The 20,328-nt window shown below is 69.8% G+C and carries 15 protein-coding genes and 1 tRNA gene; 7 read left to right on the forward strand and 9 right to left on the reverse strand.

Annotation, left to right across the window (positions count from 1 at the left end):
- Nucleotides 1–70 precede the first annotated feature (70 nt).
- From OG371_RS15640 to OG371_RS15655, 4 genes are all read left to right on the forward strand, one after another.
- Nucleotides 71–715: an aminodeoxychorismate/anthranilate synthase component II gene (locus OG371_RS15640; RefSeq protein ID WP_329069839.1), complete on the forward strand. Its 645-nt coding sequence runs from the start codon at nt 71–73 to the stop codon at nt 713–715.
- Nucleotides 715–1,524 carry an ATP-binding cassette domain-containing protein gene (locus OG371_RS15645; protein ID WP_329069841.1) on the forward strand — a complete coding sequence of 270 codons (810 nt, stop codon included), beginning with the start codon at nt 715–717 and terminating at the stop codon, nt 1,522–1,524. The genes OG371_RS15640 and OG371_RS15645 overlap by 1 nt, the downstream gene beginning before the upstream one ends.
- Nucleotides 1,512–2,156 carry a hypothetical protein gene (locus tag OG371_RS15650; protein ID WP_329069843.1) on the forward strand — a complete coding sequence of 215 codons (645 nt, stop codon included), beginning with the start codon at nt 1,512–1,514 and terminating at the stop codon, nt 2,154–2,156. Before OG371_RS15645 ends, OG371_RS15650 begins: the two co-directional genes overlap by 13 nt.
- A gap of 294 nt (nt 2,157–2,450) precedes the next feature.
- Nucleotides 2,451–2,795 (forward strand): effector-associated constant component EACC1, encoded by a 345-nt coding sequence (locus OG371_RS15655; protein WP_329069845.1) that lies wholly within the window; start codon nt 2,451–2,453, stop codon nt 2,793–2,795.
- Nucleotides 2,796–2,888: 93 nt separating this feature from the next.
- Here OG371_RS15655 and pknB read toward each other — a convergent pair whose 3' ends face one another.
- From pknB to OG371_RS15690, 7 genes are all read right to left on the reverse strand, one after another.
- Nucleotides 2,889–4,865, reverse strand: coding sequence for a Stk1 family PASTA domain-containing Ser/Thr kinase (gene pknB / locus OG371_RS15660; protein WP_329069847.1), 1,977 nt, complete (start codon nt 4,863–4,865; stop codon nt 2,889–2,891).
- Entirely contained in the window at nt 4,862–6,109 is a 1,248-nt protein-coding gene (locus OG371_RS15665) for a serine/threonine-protein kinase (protein WP_329069849.1), read from the reverse strand. Before OG371_RS15665 ends, pknB begins: the two co-directional genes overlap by 4 nt.
- A gap of 3 nt (nt 6,110–6,112) precedes the next feature.
- Nucleotides 6,113–7,576, reverse strand: coding sequence for a peptidoglycan D,D-transpeptidase FtsI family protein (locus OG371_RS15670; RefSeq protein ID WP_329069851.1), 1,464 nt, complete (start codon nt 7,574–7,576; stop codon nt 6,113–6,115).
- Nucleotides 7,573–9,072: an FtsW/RodA/SpoVE family cell cycle protein gene (locus OG371_RS15675; RefSeq protein ID WP_329069854.1), complete on the reverse strand. Its 1,500-nt coding sequence runs from the start codon at nt 9,070–9,072 to the stop codon at nt 7,573–7,575. The genes OG371_RS15670 and OG371_RS15675 overlap by 4 nt, the downstream gene beginning before the upstream one ends.
- Nucleotides 9,072–10,475, reverse strand: a complete 1,404-nt coding sequence (locus OG371_RS15680) for a PP2C family protein-serine/threonine phosphatase (protein WP_329069855.1) — start codon at nt 10,473–10,475, stop codon at nt 9,072–9,074. The genes OG371_RS15675 and OG371_RS15680 overlap by 1 nt, the downstream gene beginning before the upstream one ends.
- A complete protein-coding gene (locus OG371_RS15685; protein ID WP_329069857.1) occupies nt 10,472–10,933 on the reverse strand; it encodes an FHA domain-containing protein FhaB/FipA in 462 nt (153 codons plus the stop codon). Before OG371_RS15685 ends, OG371_RS15680 begins: the two co-directional genes overlap by 4 nt.
- Nucleotides 10,934–11,034: 101 nt before the next feature.
- Nucleotides 11,035–12,300 (reverse strand): DUF3662 and FHA domain-containing protein, encoded by a 1,266-nt coding sequence (locus OG371_RS15690; protein WP_329069859.1) that lies wholly within the window; start codon nt 12,298–12,300, stop codon nt 11,035–11,037.
- Nucleotides 12,301–12,430: 130 nt separating this feature from the next.
- Between OG371_RS15690 and OG371_RS15695 the strand changes: the two genes are divergently transcribed.
- Together OG371_RS15695 and OG371_RS15700 are read left to right on the forward strand one after the other, a co-directional pair.
- Nucleotides 12,431–12,513, forward strand: a tRNA-Leu gene (locus tag OG371_RS15695).
- Nucleotides 12,514–12,876: 363 nt separating this feature from the next.
- Complete coding sequence (locus tag OG371_RS15700) at nt 12,877–14,940, forward strand: hypothetical protein (RefSeq protein ID WP_329069861.1); 2,064 nt, start codon at nt 12,877–12,879, stop codon at nt 14,938–14,940.
- On the opposite strand, the gene OG371_RS15705 is transcribed toward OG371_RS15700, so the two are convergent.
- Complete coding sequence (locus OG371_RS15705; RefSeq protein ID WP_329069863.1) at nt 14,896–16,425, reverse strand: hypothetical protein; 1,530 nt, start codon at nt 16,423–16,425, stop codon at nt 14,896–14,898. The genes OG371_RS15700 and OG371_RS15705 overlap by 45 nt on opposite strands.
- A gap of 252 nt (nt 16,426–16,677) precedes the next feature.
- Between OG371_RS15705 and OG371_RS15710 the strand changes: the two genes are divergently transcribed.
- Nucleotides 16,678–18,705: a hypothetical protein gene (locus tag OG371_RS15710; protein WP_329069865.1), complete on the forward strand. Its 2,028-nt coding sequence runs from the start codon at nt 16,678–16,680 to the stop codon at nt 18,703–18,705.
- Here the strand turns inward: OG371_RS15710 and OG371_RS15715 are convergent.
- Nucleotides 18,674–20,299: a hypothetical protein gene (locus OG371_RS15715; RefSeq protein WP_329069867.1), complete on the reverse strand. Its 1,626-nt coding sequence runs from the start codon at nt 20,297–20,299 to the stop codon at nt 18,674–18,676. The two genes, OG371_RS15710 and OG371_RS15715, sit on opposite strands and share 32 nt — an antisense overlap.
- Nucleotides 20,300–20,328: the final 29 nt, after the last annotated feature.

The raw sequence follows: 20,328 nt of genomic DNA on the forward strand, positions 1-20,328 counted from the left end.
TTAGGTTGTCCTAACTTTCACTGTGATCTGGCGTACGGTCCAGCAGGTGGGAGCCGCTAAGCTGGGGCGCATGCGTGTACTCGTCGTCGACAACTACGACAGCTTCGTCTACAACCTCGTCCAGTACCTGGCGCAGCTCGGCGCCGACTGCACGGTGTGGCGCAACGACGTGGTCGACCTCGAGCGCGTCCCCGAGTTCGACGCGGTGCTCGTCTCGCCCGGCCCCGGCACACCCGAGCGCGCCGGCCAGAGCATCGACGTGATCGCGAAGTGCGCCGAGACGCGCACGCCCATGCTCGGGGTTTGCCTTGGCCACCAAGCACTCGGCGTGCACTTCGGCGCCACTGTGGACCGGGCGCCGGAGCTGCTGCACGGCAAGACCAGCCAGGTCCGCCACACCGGCGCCGGCGTGCTCGCCGGGCTGCCGGACGACTTCACCGCCACCCGCTACCACTCGCTCACCGTGCTGCCGGAGACGATCCCCGAGGACGTCTTCGAGATCACCGGCCGCACCGAGTCCGGCGTGGTGATGGGCATGCGCCACCGCTCGCTGCCGCTGGAGGGGGTGCAGTTCCACCCCGAGTCCGTGCTGACCGAGGGCGGGCACCGGCTGCTCGCCACCTGGCTGGCTTCGGCCGGGCACCCGGTCGATCCCCAGCTGGTCGACGAGCTGGAGCGTGCCACCCAGGTGTTGCAGAAGGCCGCCGCTGCGTGATGACGGCCCCGCTGCTCCGGCTCGCAGGAGTCGGCAAGCGGTACGGCGGCGGCGAGCTGGTGCTCGACGGCGTCGACCTGGCCGTGCCCGCGGGCCGGGTGATCGGGATCCTCGGCGCGAACGGCTCGGGCAAGTCCACCCTGCTGCGGATCATGGCGGGGATCTCGCGCGCGAGCGTCGGCGTCGTCGAGGGCAGCCCGTCCATCGGCTACCTGCCGGACCGGTTCCCGGGCGGCCAGCGGCTCGGCGCGCGGGCGTACCTGCGGCATATGGCGCGGATTCGCGGTCTGGTCGATTTATCGACAATCGACCCGCTGCTGGAACGGTTGTCGCTGGTCGGCGGCTCGGACGCGCAGCTGCGCACGCTGTCGAAAGGCAACGCGCAGAAGGTCGGCCTCGCGCAGGCGGTGCTGCCACGGCCGGACCTGCTGATCCTCGACGAGCCGTGGTCCGGGCTCGACGTCAGCACCCACGCGGTGCTGGGCGAGCTGGTGGGCCAGGCGCGGGCGCGCGGCGCGAGCGTGGTGTTCACCGATCACCGGCCGGACGTGGTGCGCGAGTACGCCGACGACGTGCACCGGATCGAGCGCGGCCGGCTCACCCCGGTGGCGCTGACTGCCTCGCCGGCGACGCGGATCGTGCTGTCCGGGCCGAGCGGTGACTGGGCCGTCGAGCCCGGGGTGCGCCACGTCGTCGCGGACGGGGCGCAGGTCGTGCTGACCGTGGACGCGACCAGCGCCGACGCCCTGCTGCTGCGGGCGTTGTCGGGCGGCTGGTCGGTGCGGGAGGTGGCGCCGTGCTCGCCGTGAGCCGGTACTACTTGGCTCTGCTGGGCCATTCGCAGCGGTACCTGCCGGCCCTGCTCATGTACCTCGCGCTGTGCGTGATCCTCTACTCCGACCCGAGTTCGCCGCCGTTGCCGCTGTACGGCGTGAGCGGCGGCGCGCTGATGGTGGTGGCCTGCTGGCTGACGATCGCGCTGCTCGACATCGAGGATCCGGTCCAGGTTCTCGTCACGCTGAGCAACGCCGGCAGCCGTCGGAGGACCATTGGTGGTGCCGTGCTGACGGTGTCCGGCTGCTCGACGGTGCTCACGCTGGTCACCCTCGGCTGGTCGGCGGTCAAGCCGTGGCAGCTGCACTGGGGCGCGCTGGGCGCCGGCCTGCTGACCCACCTGGCCTGCGCGTTGCTGGGCATCGCGATCGGGCTGCCGTGCTCGCGGCTGCTGGTTTCGCGGATCGGCTGGACGGTGCTCGCGGCCGTGCTCGTGCTCGGGCTGGTGCTGCTCGGCAAGTGGGTTCCGCTGGCCCACCCCCTGATCCAGGCGCTCACCAACGGTGACGCCTACGGTGGCCCGCTCGTGCTGGCCGTGGTCACGTCGGTGGTCGCGGTGCTGGTCAGCGCTGCGGCGGTCGGGCGGATCGCGGCCCGCCGGTCCTGAGCCGGGCGCCCCTCGTTCTAGTGAATCTGCAAATTGCATCTCGCAATGTCCAGTTTGAATCTTTCCTTTGAGTGGAGGCTCGGGTTACTCTCTCTGGCCTCATGCCCCCGCCGCCCCCCGAACCACCAGCCCCCACCATCTCCGTGACGCGCCCACGGTCCGGTGGGGGCTGGTGCCTGGTCCGTTGTGGGTAATCTGCAATTTGCATCCAGCAAACGGGTGGTCAAGTCTTCCTCGCAGGCGGGCGGGTCGGTTACCCTCGCGCCGTCTGTTCGGGCCCGTGAGGGGAGAGCCGTGACGGCTGGGATCGCCGCGATCACCGTGGGCGGAACAGGGGACGAGCTGCAACAGCTGGCGTCCTGGCTGCGGACCGAGGACGAGCTGAAGGATCGCGTGAGGCTGTCCGAACGGTCCGTCGCGGCCGACGGTGACGTCGTGGTGGTGCTGCTGAGCAGCCGTTCCGTGTCGACGCTCTGCCGGTCCCTGTTCGGTTGGGTGCGCCGGCGGCGCGGAGACCAGCGGGTCTGGCTCAAGGTGAAACGCTCCGGCGCCGTCGAGGAGCTCGACCTCGACTGCGGCACCGGCAGCGACGCCGACGCGGTGCTCGCCAGCGTCCGCGGATTCCTCGATCAGCCTTAGCCGCCGACAACAGCGCTGACAAAGAAGGGGCCCGCACGGCGAACCGTGCGGGCCCCTTCAGGTCCTGACCTTCCCGGCGGGAATCCCGGGCCTTCAGTTACCGGCAGGCGGGAAGATCCCGCCGCCGCCGGTACTCGGGCCGGTGCTCGGGCTGCCGCTGTCCTCCTGGACGAACAGCACGATCGTCTGGTCGGCGGCGATCGTCGTCCCGGTCGTCGGGGTCGTCTTGACCACCGTGTTCGGGTCGGCGGTGCCGGAGTGGACCGACTGGGTCTGGATGCTGCCGTGCCAGCCCAGGTTCTGCAGCGTCTGCGTGGCCTGGTCCTCGGTCTGGCCCTTCAGGTTCGGCATCTGGATCTGCTGCACGCCCTTCGACACCATCAGGGTGACCGTGGCGCCCGGCGGCAGGTTGCCGCCGTTGGGCTGCTGGTTGACGACCTGGTCCTTCGGCGCGGTCGAGTCCTGGTCCTGCCGCGTGACCTTGAAGCCGGCGTTCTGCAGCGTGGCCTTCGCAGAGTCGAAGGACTGGCCGACCACGTTCGGCACCGCCTTCTGCGGCTGTTGCGTGCCGATCGTGATCGAGACCGCGGTGCCGATCGCGGTCGACGAGTTCGCGGTCGGCGTCTGCAGCACCACCTTGTCGACGTCGTTCGGGTCGGTGACGGCCTGCGTGTTGGTGCTCCCCAGCGTCAGCTGGGCCTTCTCGAGCGCCGCCTTGGCCTGGTCCGCGGTCAGGCCCTTCAGATCCGGCACCTGCGTGTTCCCGGGCTTGACGCCGATCGTCAGCTTGATCTCCGTGCTGGTCGCCACGTTGGCGCCGGCCGTCGGGTCGATCGCGAGGACGTGGTCGACCTGTTCGTCGGTGCAGCTGAGCTGGCCGGGCTGCGCCGCGACCCCGCACTGGACCTGGACCGCCGCCGCGTACGTCGTGAAGCCCAGGTCGCTGAGCTGGGCCTTCGCCGCGCTCACCGTCTGGCCCACCACCGGCGGGATGGTGGCCGTTTTGGCGGTGCTCTTGAACAGGTCGGTGGACAGCCAGAGGATCAGCAGGATCACGCCCACCACGAGCAGCGTCGCGACCACCGCGAAGATCGTGCGGCGACGGCGCTTGGCGCGCGGGTCCTCGTCCGGCTCCTCGGCGTACTCGTCGTAGCGCTGGGGCTGGCGCCGGTCGGTGTTCATCACCTGGGTGCGCTCGTCCTCGGACATCACCATCGGCGCGGACGGGCGCTGGCCCGAGAGCGTGCGCACGAGGTCGGAGCGCATCTCGGCGGCCGACTGGTACCGGTTGGCCGGGCCCTTGGCCAGCGCCTTCAGCACCACGGCGTCCAGCTCGGGCGTCACCGCCGGGTTGACCGACGACGGCGGCTTCGGGTCTTCCCGCACGTGCTGGTACGCCACCGCGACCGGGGAGTCGCCGGTGAACGGCGGCTCGCCGGTGATCAGCTCGTACAGCACGCAGCCGGCCGCGTACACGTCCGAACGCGCGTCCACCGCTTCGCCGCGCGCCTGCTCCGGGGAGAGGTACTGCGCGGTGCCGATCACGGCCGCCGTCTGCGTCATGGCCGACTGGCCGTCGTGCATGGCGCGCGCGATGCCGAAGTCCATCACCTTGACGGCGCCGTTCTTCGTGATCATCACGTTCGCCGGCTTGACGTCGCGGTGGACGATGCCGTGGCGGTGGGAGAAGTCCAGCGCGGCGCAGACGTCGGCCATGACCTCCATCGCCCGCTTCTGCGACATCGGGCCCTCGGTCTTGACGATGTCGCGCAGCGTCCGGCCCTCGACGTACTCCATCACGATGTAGGGCAGGGCCCCGACATCGGTGCTGGCCTCGCCGGTGTCGTACACGGCGACGATCGCCGGGTGGTTCAGCGCGGCCGCGTTCTGCGCCTCGCGGCGGAACCGTTCCTGGAACTGCGGGTCGCGAGCCAGGTCCGCGCGCAGGACCTTGATCGCCACTTCCCGGCCCAGACGCACGTCGTGTCCGTGATGGACCTCGGACATACCTCCGTAGCCGAGCGTGTCGCCCAGCTCGTACCTATTGGAGAGCAGTCTGGGTGTGCTCATCTCTGTGTGCCGTTCCATTCCGTCCAAGGTGTGGTCATGATGCCTTGTTGGCCTTGCTTCCCGCTCGCTGCGAGCGAGGCCGGCGCCGGTCTGCCTGGCGGTTCACCTGTGTCCACGCTTCCCGCTGATGGACCGTTGCCCCGGCTCACCACTCTCGCGATGAAGAACGCCCCGGCCACCAGCACCGCGATGAGCAGCACCGCGAGCAGGACCCACCAGCCCCACTGGCTTCGCCGTCGCGGCGCGGGCCTCGGTGGCGCGGCGGCGGAGCCGGTGGGGAGTGCGGGATGGGAACCAGGACCGATGGGGTTCATGGGCGCCGCCAGGTGGACCGGGTTCGGCCCGGACCCTGCGGTACCCGGCACCTGGCCGGCCGCGTACGCCGCGTTCACCAGCCCCAGCGGCGTCGGCAGCGGGTGCCCGGCGCGGATCGCGGCGACGGCGTTCGCGAACTCGCCGCCGCTGGCGTACCGCTGCCTCGGGTCCTTCACCAGGGTCGCCTCGATGACCGCCCGCGCGCCCGGCGGGACGTCCGGCGGCAGCGGCGGCGCGAGGTCGCGGATGTGCATCATCGCGACGGTCACCGCGTTCTCGGACAGGAACGGCCGGTGCCCGGAAAGGCATTCGTACCCGCAGACGGCGAGGGAGTAGACGTCGCTGGCCGGCTCGGCGTCGTGGCCGAGCGCCTGCTCCGGGGCGATGTAGTGGGCGGTGCCCATCACCATGCCGGACCGCGTGACCGGGGCCGCGTCGGCCGCCTTGGCCACGCCGAAGTCGGTGATCTTCACCTGCCCGGCCGGGGTGACCAGGATGTTGCCCGGCTTGACGTCGCGGTGCACCAAGCCCTGTTCGTGCGCGGCCTGCAACGCGTTGCCGGCCTGCTCGAGCAGGTCGAGGGTGTAGTCGGCGGAGAGCCGGCCGTGCTTGGCCAGGATGCCCGCGAGCGGGTCGCCCTCCACGAACTCCATCACCAGGTACGCGATGGAGAGGTCTTCGTCGACCGTCTCGCCGTAGTCGTGCACCGCCGCGATGCCGGAGTGGTTGAGCGAAGCCGTCATCCGCGCTTCGGTGCGGAAACGGTGCAGGAATTCGGCGTCTCCGGAGAGCTCGGCCTTCAGCACCTTCACCGCGACGACCCGGTCGAGCCGGGTGTCGCTGGCCTGCCAGACCTCGCCCATCCCGCCGACGGCGATCCGGTTCGTCAGCTTGTAGCGCTCGGCCAGCAGCTGACCCGAGGACAGCATCCGCTATCCACCCCCGAGGTGCGCGGCGATCGCGGCCCGGCCGATTTCGGCGGCCACGGAGCCACCGGTGGCGGCGAGGCCGCGGTTGCCGCCGCTCTCGACGATGACGGAGACGGCGATCTGCGGGTTGTCCGAGGGCGCGAACGCGGTGTACCAGGCGTGCGGCGGGGTGTTCTTCGAGTCGGTGCCGTGCTCGGCGGTGCCGGTCTTCGACGCGATCTTCAGCGCCGGGTTCTTGCCGCCGCCCGCGGTGAAGCTCTCCGACGCGATCATCATGTCGGTCATGATCGCCGCGTTCGCCGAGGTCAGGGCCGGCGTGCCGGTCAGCTGCTCGGGCTCGGTGTCCTCGATCGTCGACAGGTCCGGCGCCAGGATGGACTGGACCAGCTGCGGCTTCATCGCCATGCCGCCGTTGGCCACGGTGGCGGAGAGGATGCAGTCCTGCAGCGGGGTGATCCGGACGTCGCGCTGGCCGATGCCGCTCTGGTACAGCGCGCCCTGCGAGTCGAGCGCGCCGACGGTGGAGGTCGCCACCTTCATCGGCACGGTCAGGTTGTTCTGGCCGATGCCGAAGTTGGCCGCGGTCGCCTTCATCTTGTCCGCGCCCAGCTGGCCGGCGAACGTCGCGAACGGCACGTTGCACGAGTGCGCCAGCGCCTCCTTGAACGTGTTGCCGGGGCAGGTCTCGCCGGCGTAGTTCTCCAGCGTGGTGTTGGTGCCGGGCAGCGTCACGTTCGGCGCGTTGGACACCGGGGTGTCCGGGCCGATCCCGGCGGCCAGCGCGGCCGAGCCGGTGACCAGCTTGAACGTCGACCCCGGCGGGTAGGTCTCCGAGATCGCCCGGTTCAGCATCGGGTTCTTCGGGTCCTTGGAGTACTGCGTGTACGCCGTGGTCTGGTCCTGCGTGTGCACCGCGAGCTTGTTCGGGTCGTACGAGGGCGTGGACACCATGGCCAGGATGCGGCCGGTCTTGGGCTCCATCGCGACGACGGCACCGGTGTAGTTGTGCTGCGTCATCAGGTCGTACGCGGCCTTCTGCACCTTCGGGTCGATCGTCAGCTTCACGTTGCCGCCACGCGGGTCGCGGCCGGTGATCATGTCCGACAGCCGGCGCACGAACAGCCGCGGGTCGGAGCCGTTGAGCACGTCGTCCTCGGTGCGCTCCAGGCCGCCCGCGCCGTAGTTGATCGAGTAGAAACCGGTGACCGGCGCGTACATCGGGCCGTCGGTGTAGGTGCGGGTGAACTTGAACTTGTCGTTCGAGGCCTGCACGCCGGCGAGCACGGTGCCGTCCGGGGCCACGATCTGGCCGCGCTGGCGCGAGTACTCGTCGTAGAGCACCCGCTGGTTGCGGGAGTCGGTGCGGTAGGCGTCCGCCTTGACCACCTGGATGTAGGTGTCGTTGGCCAGCAGCAGGACGATCATCACGAGCATCGCCATCCCGACCTTGCGCAGCGGGGTGTTCACGACGTGCTCCCGTCACCGTTGTTGGGGCCGCCGGCCGGCGGGCGCTGCACCAGCACGGTGTGCGCCTCCGCGAGCGGGGCCTGGGGCTGCGGTTGCGGCTTCGGGCGCGCGGCAGGCCGGCGCGCCGCGTCCGATATTCGCAGCAGCAGTGCGACGAGGATGTAGTTCGCCAGCAGCGAAGAACCGCCCTGGGACAGGAAGGGCGCGGTGATGCCGGTCTCCGGGATCAGCGCGGTGACGCCGCCGACGACCACGAAGATCTGCATGACCATGGTGAAGGCGAGGCCGCCGCCGAGCAGCTTGCCGAACGTGTCGCGCACGGCCAGCGCGCTGCGCATGCCCCGCATCGCGAGCAGCAAGTACAGCATCAGCACGGCGGCGAGGCCGATGAAGCCCAGCTCCTCGCCGATCGACGCGGTGATGAAGTCGCTGCTCGCCTCCGGCACGATGTCCGGCCGGCCGGCGCCGAGGCCGGTGCCGCCGACCCCGCCGGTGCCGAGGCCGAACAGGCCCTGCGCGAGCTGGTACGAGCCGCCCTTGGCGTCGTACCGCGGGCCTAGCGGGTCCAGGAAGTTCTCCACCCGCTGCTGCACGTGGGTGAAGAGGTTGTAGGCGATCACGCAGCCCGCGGCGAAGAAGCTCAGGCCGACCACGACCCAGATCACGCGCTCGGTCGCGACGTAGAGCATGACCAGGATGACGCAGAAGTACAGCAGCGAGGTGCCGAGGTCCTTTTCGAACACCAGGATGCCGACGCTGGCCACCGCGGCGATCAGGATCGGGCCGAGGTCACGCGCGCGCGGCAGCTCCACCCCGAGGAACTTCTTGCCCGCCACCATGAACAGGTCGCGCTTCGACACCAGGAACGAGGCGAAGAAGATCATCAGCAGGATCTTCGCGAACTCGCCGGGCTGGATCGAGAACAGCCCCGGGAGCAGGATCCACACCTTCGCGCCGTTGACCTCGGAGAGGCTGGAGGGCAGCAGCGCGGGCAGGGCCAGCGCGACGATGCCGAGCAGGCCCGCGGTGTAGCCGTACCGGGTCAGCGTGCGGTGGTCCCGGACCACGATCAGCACGACCACGAACAGCACCAGCGAGATGACCGTGTACAGCACCTGGTTGCTGACCGCCGGGTTGAAGGGCTTGCCCGCCTGCAGCGCCTTCTCGGCCTGGGCCAGGTCGATGCGGTGGATCATCACCAGCCCGATGCCGTTCAGCAGCGCGACGCACGGCAACAGCACCGGGTCGGCGTACGGCGCCCAGCGGCGCACAGCGAGGTGCGCGACGGTCAGGATGGCCAGGTAGGACAGGCCGAGCCACAGGATCGAGAGCGTCAGCTCCTGCTCCTGATTGGCCTCCACGATCACCAGCGCGAGGGTGACGATGAAGGCCGCGAAGGCCAGCAGCAGCAACTCGGTGCCCCGCCGCGTGGGAAGTTCGCGCGGCGGATTCGTCGCGAACTGGGCGGACACCGGGTCGGCCAACGGCTGGCCCATCAGTTACCGCCTCCTGTCGGCGCCGTACTCGACGTCGAGCAGTCCCTCCCCGCAGGCTGGTTCGCCGACGCCGACACACTGCCGGCCGGGGCCGACGGGGAAGTACTCGGCGAGGGCGGGCCGCCGGGCGCCGTCGGCACCCCCGAAGCGCTGCCCGGAGGCGCGACCGGCTTGCAGTCGCTCAGCTGTTTGTTCAGGCGCAGGAAGTCGTCGATGTACTTCCGCGCGTCGTCCAGGCTGTCGCGCTTGACGCCGTTGCGCACCGCGATGCGCGCGTCCTCCTGCAGGGCCGGGACGCGCAGCTTGTCCGTGCACAGCTGGCCCGGCGGGCACGAGCCCTGCTCGAAGCTGTGCAGCTGGATGCCGAGGATGCTGCCGGGGACGCCGCGGTAGATCACGACCTCCTCGTCCGGCCCCTCGCCGACGTAATACTGGCTGAGCACGAAATACCGGGTCGCGATCGCGGCCGCGGCCAGCACGACCAGCACCACCACGATGCCGACCAGCCAGCGGAACCGCTTGCGGCGCTTGGCCTTCGGGTCCTCTTCGAGCTGCTGCGGCTCGGTCCGCTGCGGAGGCGGCGGCTGGGTCAGCGCCCGGGCGCGCGCGGCGGGCGAATCACCCTGGTGCCGCTCGTCGCTGCCGTCCCCCGCGGCGCCGCCCACGATCGGGGCGTCCTCGCCGAAGTCGACGTCGACCACGTCGGCGATGATCACGGTGACGTTGTCCGTGCCACCGCCCTTGAGCGCCAGCTCGATCATCCGGTCCGCGCAGTCCTGCGGGTCCTTGATCAGCACGGCCTCGGCCATGGTCTCGTCGGAGACCATGCCGGACAGGCCGTCGGAGCAGATGAGGTACCGGTCGCCGGCGCGCGCCTCGCGCACGGTCAGGCTCGGCTCGACCTCGTGGCCGGTCAGCGCCTTGAGCAGCAGCGACCGCTGGGGGTGCACCGCCGCCTCCTCGGGCGTGATGCGGCCCTGCTCCAGCAGCTCGTTCACAAAGCTGTCGTCACGGGTTATCTGCGCGAATTGCCCCCCGCGCAGCAGATACGCCCGGGAGTCGCCGACGTGCACCAGCCCGAGGCGGGTGCCGGCGAACAGGACGGCGGTGAGCGTGGTGCCCATGCCGTCCAGGTCCGGGTCCTGGGAGACGAGTTCGGCGATCGCGCCGTTGCCGTTAGACACCGCCTCCCGGAGCTGGGCGAGCAGGTCGTCGCCCGGCTCGTCGTCGTCGAGGGGGGCGAGCGAGGCGATGACGACCTTGCTGGCCACCTCACCGGCCGCGTGGCCGCCCATTCCATCGGCGAGCGCGAGCAGGCGGGGGCCGGCGTACACGGAGTCCTGGTTGTTCGAACGAACCAGGCCACGGTCGCTGCGGGCTGCGTAGCGGAGGACGAGAGTCATGGGCGAAGCTCGATCACCGTCTTGCCGATCCGGATGGGGACTCCGAGCGGGACCCGGAGGGGTGCAGTGACCTTAGCCCGGTCGAGGTAGGTCCCGTTCGTCGAGCCCAGATCTTCCACGTACCAATCCTCACCGCGCAGGGCGATCCGGGCATGCCGGGTCGACGCGTAGTCGTCGTCGAGCACCAGCGTCGAGTCGTCCGCGCGGCCGATCAGGATCGGCCGCCCGTCGAGCGCGATGCGGGTGCCCGTCAGCGCCCCGTGGGTCACGAGCAGCTGTTGCGGGGACTTGCTGCCCCGCGGCTTCTTCTCTTTGTTACGACGGAAAGTCGGCACCTGGACCCGCAGGCCCGAAGCGGCGTACAGGTCCGAGCGCACCACCCGCAGTGCGGCGAACACGAAGAGCCAGAGCAGCACGAGAAAGCCCACTCTGGTGAGTTGAACGACCAGCTCTGGCACTTGTTGTGTCCGCTCCCGACTCTGCCTGCAAGCCGCGGTGCGCGCGCACCGCGGTTCCCCCCGCAAGACAATTCTGCGGGAACCCCGTCACCGTCGGTCGGTCAGCCCTGGGTTCGGAAGACCAGTGAGGAATGCCCCACCCGGATCACGTCGCCGTCGGCGAGCTGCCAGGTCTGTACCGGAGTGCCGTTCACCGTGGTCCCGTTGGTGGAACCGATGTCGGCGAGCGTCGCGCTCTGGCCGTCCCAGGTGATCTCCAGGTGCCGGCGCGAGACGCCGGTGTCGGGCAGCCGGAAGTCGGCGTCCTGGCCCCGGCCCACCACGTTCCCGCCCTGCTTGAGCGAGTAGGTGCGGTTGGAGCCGTCGTCGAGCTGAAGGCTCGCCGCCAGCGCGCGCCCCGCCGCGGGAGCACCCGGCTGGCCGTAGCCGCCCTGGGCGTACGGGTCCGCCGCCGGCTGGCCGTACGCCGCCTGCTGGCCGTACTGGTCGTAGCCGCCGCCCTGCTGGGGCTGGCCGTACTGGTCGTAACCGGGCTGCTGCTGGCCGTAACCCTGCTGGTCGTAGCCGCCCTGCTGGGGCTGGCCGTAACCCTGGTCATAGCCGCCGCCCTGGGGCTGCTGGCCGTAACCCTGGTCGTAACCGCCGCCTTGCGGCTGCTGGCCATAGCCCTGGTCGTAACCGCCGCCCTGGGGCTGCTGGCCGTAACCCTGGTCGTAGCCGGGCTGCTGCTGACCGCCCGTCTGAGGCTGGCCGTACTGGTCGTAGCCGGGTTGCTGCTGGCCGTAACCCTGCTGGTCATAGCCGCCCTGCTGGCCGTAACCCTGGTCGTACCCGGGCTGCTGGCCACCCTGCTGTCCGTAGCCGTACTGGCCCTGCTGGCCGTACGGGTCACCCTGGTCGTATTGGCCGTAGCCGGGGGGCTGGCTCATTGCTGGGTCTCCTGCGTTGCTGGGTCGTGCCGACCGTGACGAGCCACCGGCCCCACTCGCGCGGGCGTCGGGATCGACGGACGAACGGGTCTTGAACTGTCCAGTATGCAGCGCCTCGTTGCGCTCGAGTGATACGACGACGTCACCATAGGTGTCCCAGCCGTGCTCGGCGAGGTGTTCCGCCACGGCTTTCGCGAGAACCCCGGTGACCCGCTGCTCGTCGCCGGCCATGCGTTCGTGGTCAGCTTGCCCCAAGGACACGATGTAGTGATTCGGGGCGAGCTGCCGGCCGCCTGCCAGCTCACGAACGTTCTCCTCGCCTTCCCTCTCGAGCGCCACCGCCACTTCCTGCGTGACGACGTTGCCACCGAACATGCGCGCGAAGGTATTCCCCACGAGGTTCTCGAGTCGCCTGTCGAAGCGCTCTACGCGACCCACCGGGGACTACCTCCTCACACGTGTGCTTCCGCCCCGATCCTATCCGGGGGAGGAAGCCTCGACACGGCCCCCGCTGAAACCCGTGAAAACCGGCTGCTAAGCTTTGCTGGCTGTCAGAGAGAAGCAACTCGGGCGAGTGGCGGAATGGCAGACGCGCACGGTTCAGGTCCGTGTGTCCGAAAGGACGTGAGGGTTCAACTCCCTCCTCGCCCACCGGTGTTCAGAGGCCCCTCCCGCTAGAGCGGAAGGGGCCTCTTCCCGTTGGGGAGGGAGTTCCTCGCCCCGGGGGCCGAGCCCCCGGACCCCCACGGTGCGGCAGGTGGCGGAACCAGCGTGGCCGGCGTAGGGCGCGGAGCGCCCGTGCGTGAGGTGAGGGCATGAGGCGCGGAGCGCCTGCGCCCGAGGTGAAGCAGGTGAGCGGGGCTGGGTCCGGCATTGGGCGCGGGGCGCCCTTGCCTGGTGAGGGCATGAGGCGCGGAGCGCCTGCGCCCGAGGGGGTTTGTGGGGTTCTTGCTGGGTGTTTTTGTGACGGGGGTCTCGGTAGAGTGGTGGTCACTTAGTGTGAGGGGTGGCTGCGTGGAGGGGCGCAACGAGATCGGTCAGGTGTCTGGCGGGTCGGTGGTGCAGGCCGGGAGCATCGGGTCGGTGACGGTGAATGCCGGGCCGGTGGCGGTGGTTCCGCGGGAGTTGCCTCGGGCGGTGGGGCGGCTGGTGGGGCGGGATCGGGAGATTCGGGCTTGCGTGGAGGGGTCGGCGCCGCTGGTTGTGCTTGACGGGTTGAGTGGGGTCGGGCGGCGGGCGGTGGCTCGGTATGTGGGCCGGGAGCTGGCGCCTGGGTTTGCTGGTGGGCAGTTATATGTGGATTTGTCGACTGGGCTGGGTGACGGGGAGCAGGTGGTTTCGTCCGCCTTGCGGGGGTTGCTGCGGTCGGTAGGGGTCGACGAGCAGGTCATGCCGCCGGATTCGGAGCTGCCGGCGTGGTGGCGTAGCCGGTCGGCGGAGCGGGATTGTCTTCTGCTGATAGAGAACGTGACTGAGGCGGAGCAGGTTCTGGCGCTGTTGCCTGGCGGCGAGGGCAGTGTGGTGCTGGCCGCCGGACGGGTGGAGGCGCAGGTACGGGTTCGGGCCGTCGGCGGCGAGACGATCAAGCTGGAGCCACTCATCACCCCGGAGCAGGCTGCCGAGTTGTTCGGGTGGTTCAGCGGCGTGGAAATCGACGCCGGCGACGAGGTGCTCGCGCACTGCGGCGGGTTGCCGCAGGCGCTGGAGCAGGCGGCGAACCTCCTTCTGGCCAGGCACAGCCCGACGCTGGAGTCGTTGCGCGAGCGGCTCCGGAAATCGCGGGACGAGCTGACCCGGGTGTGGCAGGGCAGTAAGAAGGGGGAGTCGGTGTTCGAAGCCACCTACCAGGCGGCCGGCCCCGAGGCGCAGCGGATGTACCGGCTCCTCGGCGCGTACCCGGCGGTCGGGATTTCGGTCGAGACGGCCGGGGTGCTGGCCGCGCGCGATTCGGTTGAAGTCTCCGATGCGCTGGCCGAGCTGGTTTCTCTCCGGATCCTCGACGAACAGGACGGCCAGTACGTCCTGCATCCGCTGGTGCGCGATCACGCTCGAGCGTGCGCGGCGCGGGCCGACGTCGAGGAACAGCAGGAAGCCTTGCGACGGGTGGTCCGGGATTTCCGTGACGTGGCCTACCACGCGGATGTCGCGGTGATGGGGGAGCGGTTCCGGGTGGCGGCGGCGCCGCCGGAGACCGTGGACCCGTTCACCGGGACGAAGAAAGAACGGAACGCCCAGGGGCTGGCCTGGTTCGAGCTACACCGGCGGACGCTGCACGAGATGCAGGCGATCGCGATGGAGATCGGGCTGCCGGACCCGGCCTGGCAGCTCGCGGAATCGCTCACGGCGTACTACTTCAACCGCAAGCGGCACGCCGATTCGCTGCAGGTCGCCCTCCACGGGGCCGAGGCGGCGCGCGCGGCGGGCAACGTCGCGGCCGAGGCGAGGCTTTCGAGTGTCGCGTCCGGGCCGTTGTCGGACCTGGAGCGGTTCGCGGAGGCCGAAGAGCTGGTGAACCGGTCGATCGAGCTGGCCGATCGCGAGGGACCGTTGGTGCTGCGGGCTTCCGTGCGTGAGTTCCAGGGTCGTTACCTGGACAAGTCCGGGCACCCGGAAGCGGCGCAGGCGGCGTACCGGCGCTCGGTCGAGCTGAACGAGCAGGCCGGTGAGCTGCGAGGAGTCGCGCTGGCCCGGATGTTCCTCGGCGATTCGCTCGCCGACGAGGCCGGGCTGGCCGAACTCGAGACGGCGCACGAATGGTTCGCCGCCAACGGCGATCCGCGGATGGCGGCGCGCGCGTTGCTGGCCATCGGGAAGCTGCGGCTGAAGCTTTCGCGGCCGCAGGGGCTCGAAGCGGTGGAGGAAGCCGCGAAGTTCCTGGGCGACAGCGAGCTGTATTCCTATGAAGCCGAGGCTCGGGAGCTGTTGTACCGGGAGCTGGCCGAACGCGAACCGGACCGGGCCCGGGTGCATCTCGAGCGGGCGATCGAGCTGTACCGGCGGCTCGGCAGCCTCCGGGCCGGTCAGCTGGCGCGGTCAGTGCCGGATGACAACCGTGGTGACGGTGCTGCCCAGGCGTAGTGAAACGGTGCGGTCCGCGGTGTCCCGGCAGGCGTAGAGCGTCGAGGCCAATGCGGCGGTGTCGGCTGTTCCGGTCACCGTGACGGTTTCGCCATTGGGGGCCATGGCGATACAGCCGTCAGGAGCCGCGGCCGCAGCCAGCTCGCAGTGCGGGTAACGGCGCAGCGTCGCCTGGCACCACTGTTCCGGATCGTTGTCCACTGTGGATCGGACCAGCACGGTGGCGTTGCCGATCCGGCCGAGGTTGGTCTCGCGTTCGTCGACGACCGTGTGCCGCAGGTCGCCGGGCGCGCGGTCGGTTTCGGGCTGCCACTGCTCGACCGAACGGGGAAAACGGTGGAGGGTGACGGCGTCGGTGCCGGTGAAATCCGGGTAGGTGACGAACGCCAGCACTGGTGACGGGCGGACCTCCGGGTCGGCGGCGCGCAGTTTCGGGGCCGGCAGTGGGGGCAATCCGAGCGTTTCGTGGACCAGCGCGTGTAGCCGTGCGAGCGAGCCCTGGGTGTGCGCGAAAGTCCCCTCGGCGAGGAGTTCCTGCCACGGCTCCGATCCGGCTTCTTCCAACTGGGGACGCAGCGGCTCATCGCGGCGCAGCCGGGTGGCGCGTTCGCAGAGCAGCTCGGCGCTGGTGCCGGGCACGACCTCGGCGCCGGAGGCCGCGAGCAGCACCGGTTTTCCGGCGGCCGCGGCCAGCAGGCTCACCGAACCGTGGTCGCCGACCACCAGGTCCGCCGCGACGAGCGCCGCCTGCCAGCCCAGCTCCGGCGGGAAGACGAGCAGCCCGGCCTCCTCGGCCGCGGCGAACCAGGCGTGCACCTGGAACGGCCGGTAGCGGGACCAGATGTTGGGGTGCAGCACCAGCCCGACGGCGGTTTCGTCGTGTGGCATGGCCGCGAGGATCTCCGCGGGCAGCCGAGGCCGGGTCCCGATCAGCGAGCCCTGTCCCCACGTCGAGCTCAGCAGCACAAAACGTCGATCGCCGACGCCGAGGAGCCGCCGGTAGTGCTCGCGGTGGCCGGCGCTGTCCAGCAGCTGCTCGAACTGGGGATCGCCGATCAGCGCTGTCGTCCCGGCGGTGGCCGGATTGGCGGCCAGAAGCTGTTCTTCCTGGGCCGGGTGGGAAATGATCATCCGCACCTGGCCGGATTTCACTGCCGTTTCGGGAACCAGGCCGGACAGCCGATCGTCGTCGGTTTCGGAATCGGGCACGTACTTGTGGAAACCGACTCCGTGCGGGAGGACCAGGACCGGTCCGCGCAGCCGGGCGAAATCGATGCTCTCGCTCGCGGTCAGGGTCAGGGCGTAGTCCAGGTCCGCGATCTCGTCCCAGGAGTGCCGCCGGACTCCGGTGCCGGACAGCAGCTCCTCGACCCCGCTACTGAATTCGGATCCGTTGTCGACGGTGAAAACAAAGCGGATTCGCAGATCGTCTCGAAAAGTCCGGCAGATTTCGAACAGCTTGATCGCCGAGGTCCAGGTCCGCACGACGCAGAGGACCACGATCGGTTCGAACGTCTGCCACCTGCTTTGCTGCTTTGCTGCTTTGCTGCTTTGCTGCTTTGCTGCTTTGCTGCTTTGCTGCTTTGCTGCTTTGCTGCTTTGCTGCTCCATTTAATTCTACCAAACCCGTTCTCGAAACGACCGGCCGAATACTACCTCCCGTCAGTCGGTGAAGAGATCAACACGGATTGTGACAGCTCGGGTAGCCTGGGCGGACGAGTTCGGAGTTGGGGAGCGATGAGCGAGGGAAACTTCTTCGACGGGTCGGCCGGCAGTGTGTTCCAGGGCCGTGACGTCTACGGCGGCGTCCACTTCAACGCGCCGGCCGCGCAGGTGGTGCCGCCGGTGCAGGTGCTGGAGCCGCCGCGGCATTACCGGAACAACGAGCGGCAGCTGGCCGAGTTGAGCCGGGTGCGGGCCGAGGCCGGGGGCGGGGTGGGGATCGCGATCGTGCGGGGGGCGCCGGGCAGCGGGCGCAGCACGTTGTGCGAATGCTGGGCGTTCCGCAACCAGGAGTTGTTCGACGACGGGGTTTTCCCGGTGCGGCTGGGGCGTCGTCCGGTGACGGATGTGCTCGCCGATCTCCTGGCGCTCGCCGGGTATACGCCGGAGCAGTGGCCGCAGAGTCTGGAGGGGCGGTCCGCGATGTGGCGGGCCTGGACCGGGAAGCATCGGCTCGCGCTGCTGGTCGACGACGCGATGAGCGCCGCGGAAGTGCAGGCGCTCCTGCCGGCCGGGGCGGGGTCGATGGTGCTTGTGGTCGAGGCGGGTCGGTTGACCGAGCTGAAGACCCGGCATTCCGCGCAGGAAGTGGAGCTGGACCCGCTGAGCGACGAAGCGGCCCACGGCGTGCTCGCCGAGCTGGTGGGGATCGAGCGGCTTGACGCCGAGCCGGAGCAGCGCGAGGCCCTGCTGCGGATCTGCGCCGGGTCCGCGGCCGAGCTGACGGTCGCGGGCGCGATGCTGGCCGAATCGCCGAACTGGACGCTGGAACGGCTGATCGGCCGGATCCGCCGCAAGGGCAGCCTCGCGAGCCCGGTGTTCGACGTCGCGTACGACCGGCTGCCCGAGGACGCGCAGGCCTGCTACCGGGTTTTCGGCGCGCACCCCGGCGACGGTGACGCGGCCCTGGAAACCCTGATGGCCCTGCTGGACCTGGACATCGACGACGCCGAAGACGCGCTCGGCCACCTCGTGCGCGCCAAACTCGTCGAGTCGATGGGCGCCGACCGGTACCGCATGGCCGAGCTGGCCCGGCTGCACGCCGCCACCCTGGCGGAGGACCTGTCGGCGAAGGTGGTGGCGCACTACGCGCAGACTGCCCTCGCCATCGCCGAGAGCGCGCTGAAACGGGGCTGGGCCGAGCAGCTCTGGCCCGGGTTCGAGCCAGACGGGCGTAACCAGGACGACGCGCTGAAGTGGCTCCGGACCGAACGGCTGAACCTCGTGGCCGCGGCGGAAACCGCGTACCAGGAGGGAGCGCTCGAGGACGTCTGCCGGCTGGCGCTCGCATTGTGGGCGGTGCACAAGGACGGCGGTCACCCGGCCGAGATGGTCGCGGTCAACCGGGACGCCGCGTCCGCCGCGCGGGCCTGGAACTCCCCGCTCGCCGAGGCGCTGATGCTGACGCAGCTGGGGTTCGCCGCGGTGCAGCGCCGGGATTGGGCGAGTGCGTACGAGCACCATGGCCGCGCCGCGGAGCTGGCCGAGCTGGCGCAGTCGGCGGACGCCCGGGCGACGGCGGTGGAATCGTTGGGGCTGGCGTACTTCGAGGCGTCCACTCATGCGCAGCCGGAAGAGGCAGGGCAGCTCCTCATCGCGGCGGAAGAGCAGTTGCGGCTCAACCTTGACCTTGCGGAGCAGCTGGGCAAGAAGCGTCGGCTGGCGTTGGCCCGGATGCATCTGGCGAAGGTCAGGCGTCCCGAGGAGGCGGCCGGTCTGCTGGATCAGGCCGCGAGCGTCCTGGACAGCGAGCCCGGCAACCGGGTGAAGATCCTTTTGTGGCGTGGGCGGAAAGCCGTTGAGGACGGCGCCCTCGACGACGGGATTTTCCGGTTGCTGGAGGTTGTCGACCTCGCCGTGGACGGCGGATGGCACCGCGAGCGCATCATGGCCGGGCGCACGCTCGCGGAGGCAAAGCTCGCTCAGGGCGACGAGAAAACGGCACGGGCACACGCCGAGGACGCGCTGAACGTGGCCCGGTTGCAGGGATACACCGCCGACGCGCTCGACATCATGGAGTGGCTGGACGAGCCCCGTCCTTGACCACGCTCAGCTGTACCTCGTGCCGGACGCCGGCGGCGACAAAACTGAGTTCCGCGGGGATTTCGCCGTCGCGGAGGTACAGGAGTGACGGGACCACCTCGGGTAGCTCCGGGGTGGTGAACCGCACCAGCCGCCCGTCGCGGTTACCCGTGAGCCAGCCTGTTTCGGCTGGGCAGGCGACCCATTGGCAACCGGGCAGCGAGGTCAGGGTCTGCACGATCCAGCGGACTGGGTCCGGCACGCGGTCGCCGAGGACCACGCTCGCCTGTTCCAGCAGCCGTGGGTCCGGCGCGTCGGTGGTGACTACCAGGTGTGTCTGTGGAGGGATCGCGGCGCTGTTCGCCGCATGGCGGACGACCTGATCTTCGACGACGCTCACCCAGTGTGCGCAGGCCTGGCTGTCCGGGATCTGCGGCAGCGGGAACGTGGTGAGTACGGGTGTGCGTTCCGTCGGGGACAGGCGAAGCGCCTGGTAGCCGAGTTCGGTGAGGCGGGCCGCGGATTCGCCTGGGGCGCTCGTGGCCAGTGCGGTCACCGCGTCTAGTGGGGGTGGGTGGGCGATGACCTCGGTGAGCTGGTCGGCGAGGTGGTCGGCCTTCAGCTCGGGCGCGGCTCGCAGCAGCGCGGCGATCGGGGAGGCGGGATCGACAGTCTCCTGCGGAGCAGTGGCCAGCAGGATCGGGGTGCCGAGGCAGGCGGAGTAGAAGGTCACCGATCCTTGATCCCCGATGGTCACGTCCGCCGCGACGGCTGCCGGTTGCCACAGTTCTTCGCGCGGCAGGACTACTACCCCGCTACGGCGGCAATCCTCCAGCCACATTCGTAGCTGCCAGGGGAAATGTCCCTGGCTGATGTTCGGGTGCAAGGCGAGCACGGTCTTGAATTCGTCGACCGGTAACTCCCGGGCGATTTTCGCCGGGAGGTCAGGGGCTTGGCCGAACAGGGATTCGGCGCCCCAGGTGGACGAGACGAGGACCAGTTTCTGGCCACGTCGGACGCCGAGCATTTGCCGGTAGGTTTCCCGCAGTGGCTTGCTGGCTCGCAACCGGTCCAGGCAGGGATCGCCTGCGACGACTGCTCGTTCCGCCGCTGGTGGACAGCTTTGCCGGAGCCGGTCCAGCTGCTCCCGGTGGGAGAGCACGATGTGCCGGGGGACGACCTCGCCCCGATGCATCAGCCAAGGCTCGGAAAGCCCGAAGACCGGTTTCCGGTTTCCGGTTTCCGGTTTCCGGTTTCCGGTTTCCAAGAATTTATTGTAACCCATTCCGTGCGGCACCACCGTCAACGGCGCGCGCAATTCATGCAGGTCGCCACCATAACTCGCCGCCAGAGCCCAGTCGAACTCCCCGCGGATCGCCTCCGGCCACGGCAGGAGCGGGATACCGCGAGCGGCCAGGAATTCCTCGGTGCCACGGGTGAACGCGCTCGATCCCGAGCAGGTGAACACCGTCTGGATCCGTGGGTCCCCGGCGAAGAGCGTCAGGACGTCCAGCAAACGAGTGGCGGCGGTGACGTTGTGGACTACCGCCAGCAGGGTCCGTTCCGTGGCCACGGTGCGCCAGCGCGGCGGCACGGGGATCGACGGAGAGGGCACGGAGAGCAATCCTAGCGATTGCTCTCCGT

The organism is Amycolatopsis sp. NBC_01480, from assembly GCF_036227205.1.
Lineage (GTDB): Bacteria > Actinomycetota > Actinomycetes > Mycobacteriales > Pseudonocardiaceae > Amycolatopsis.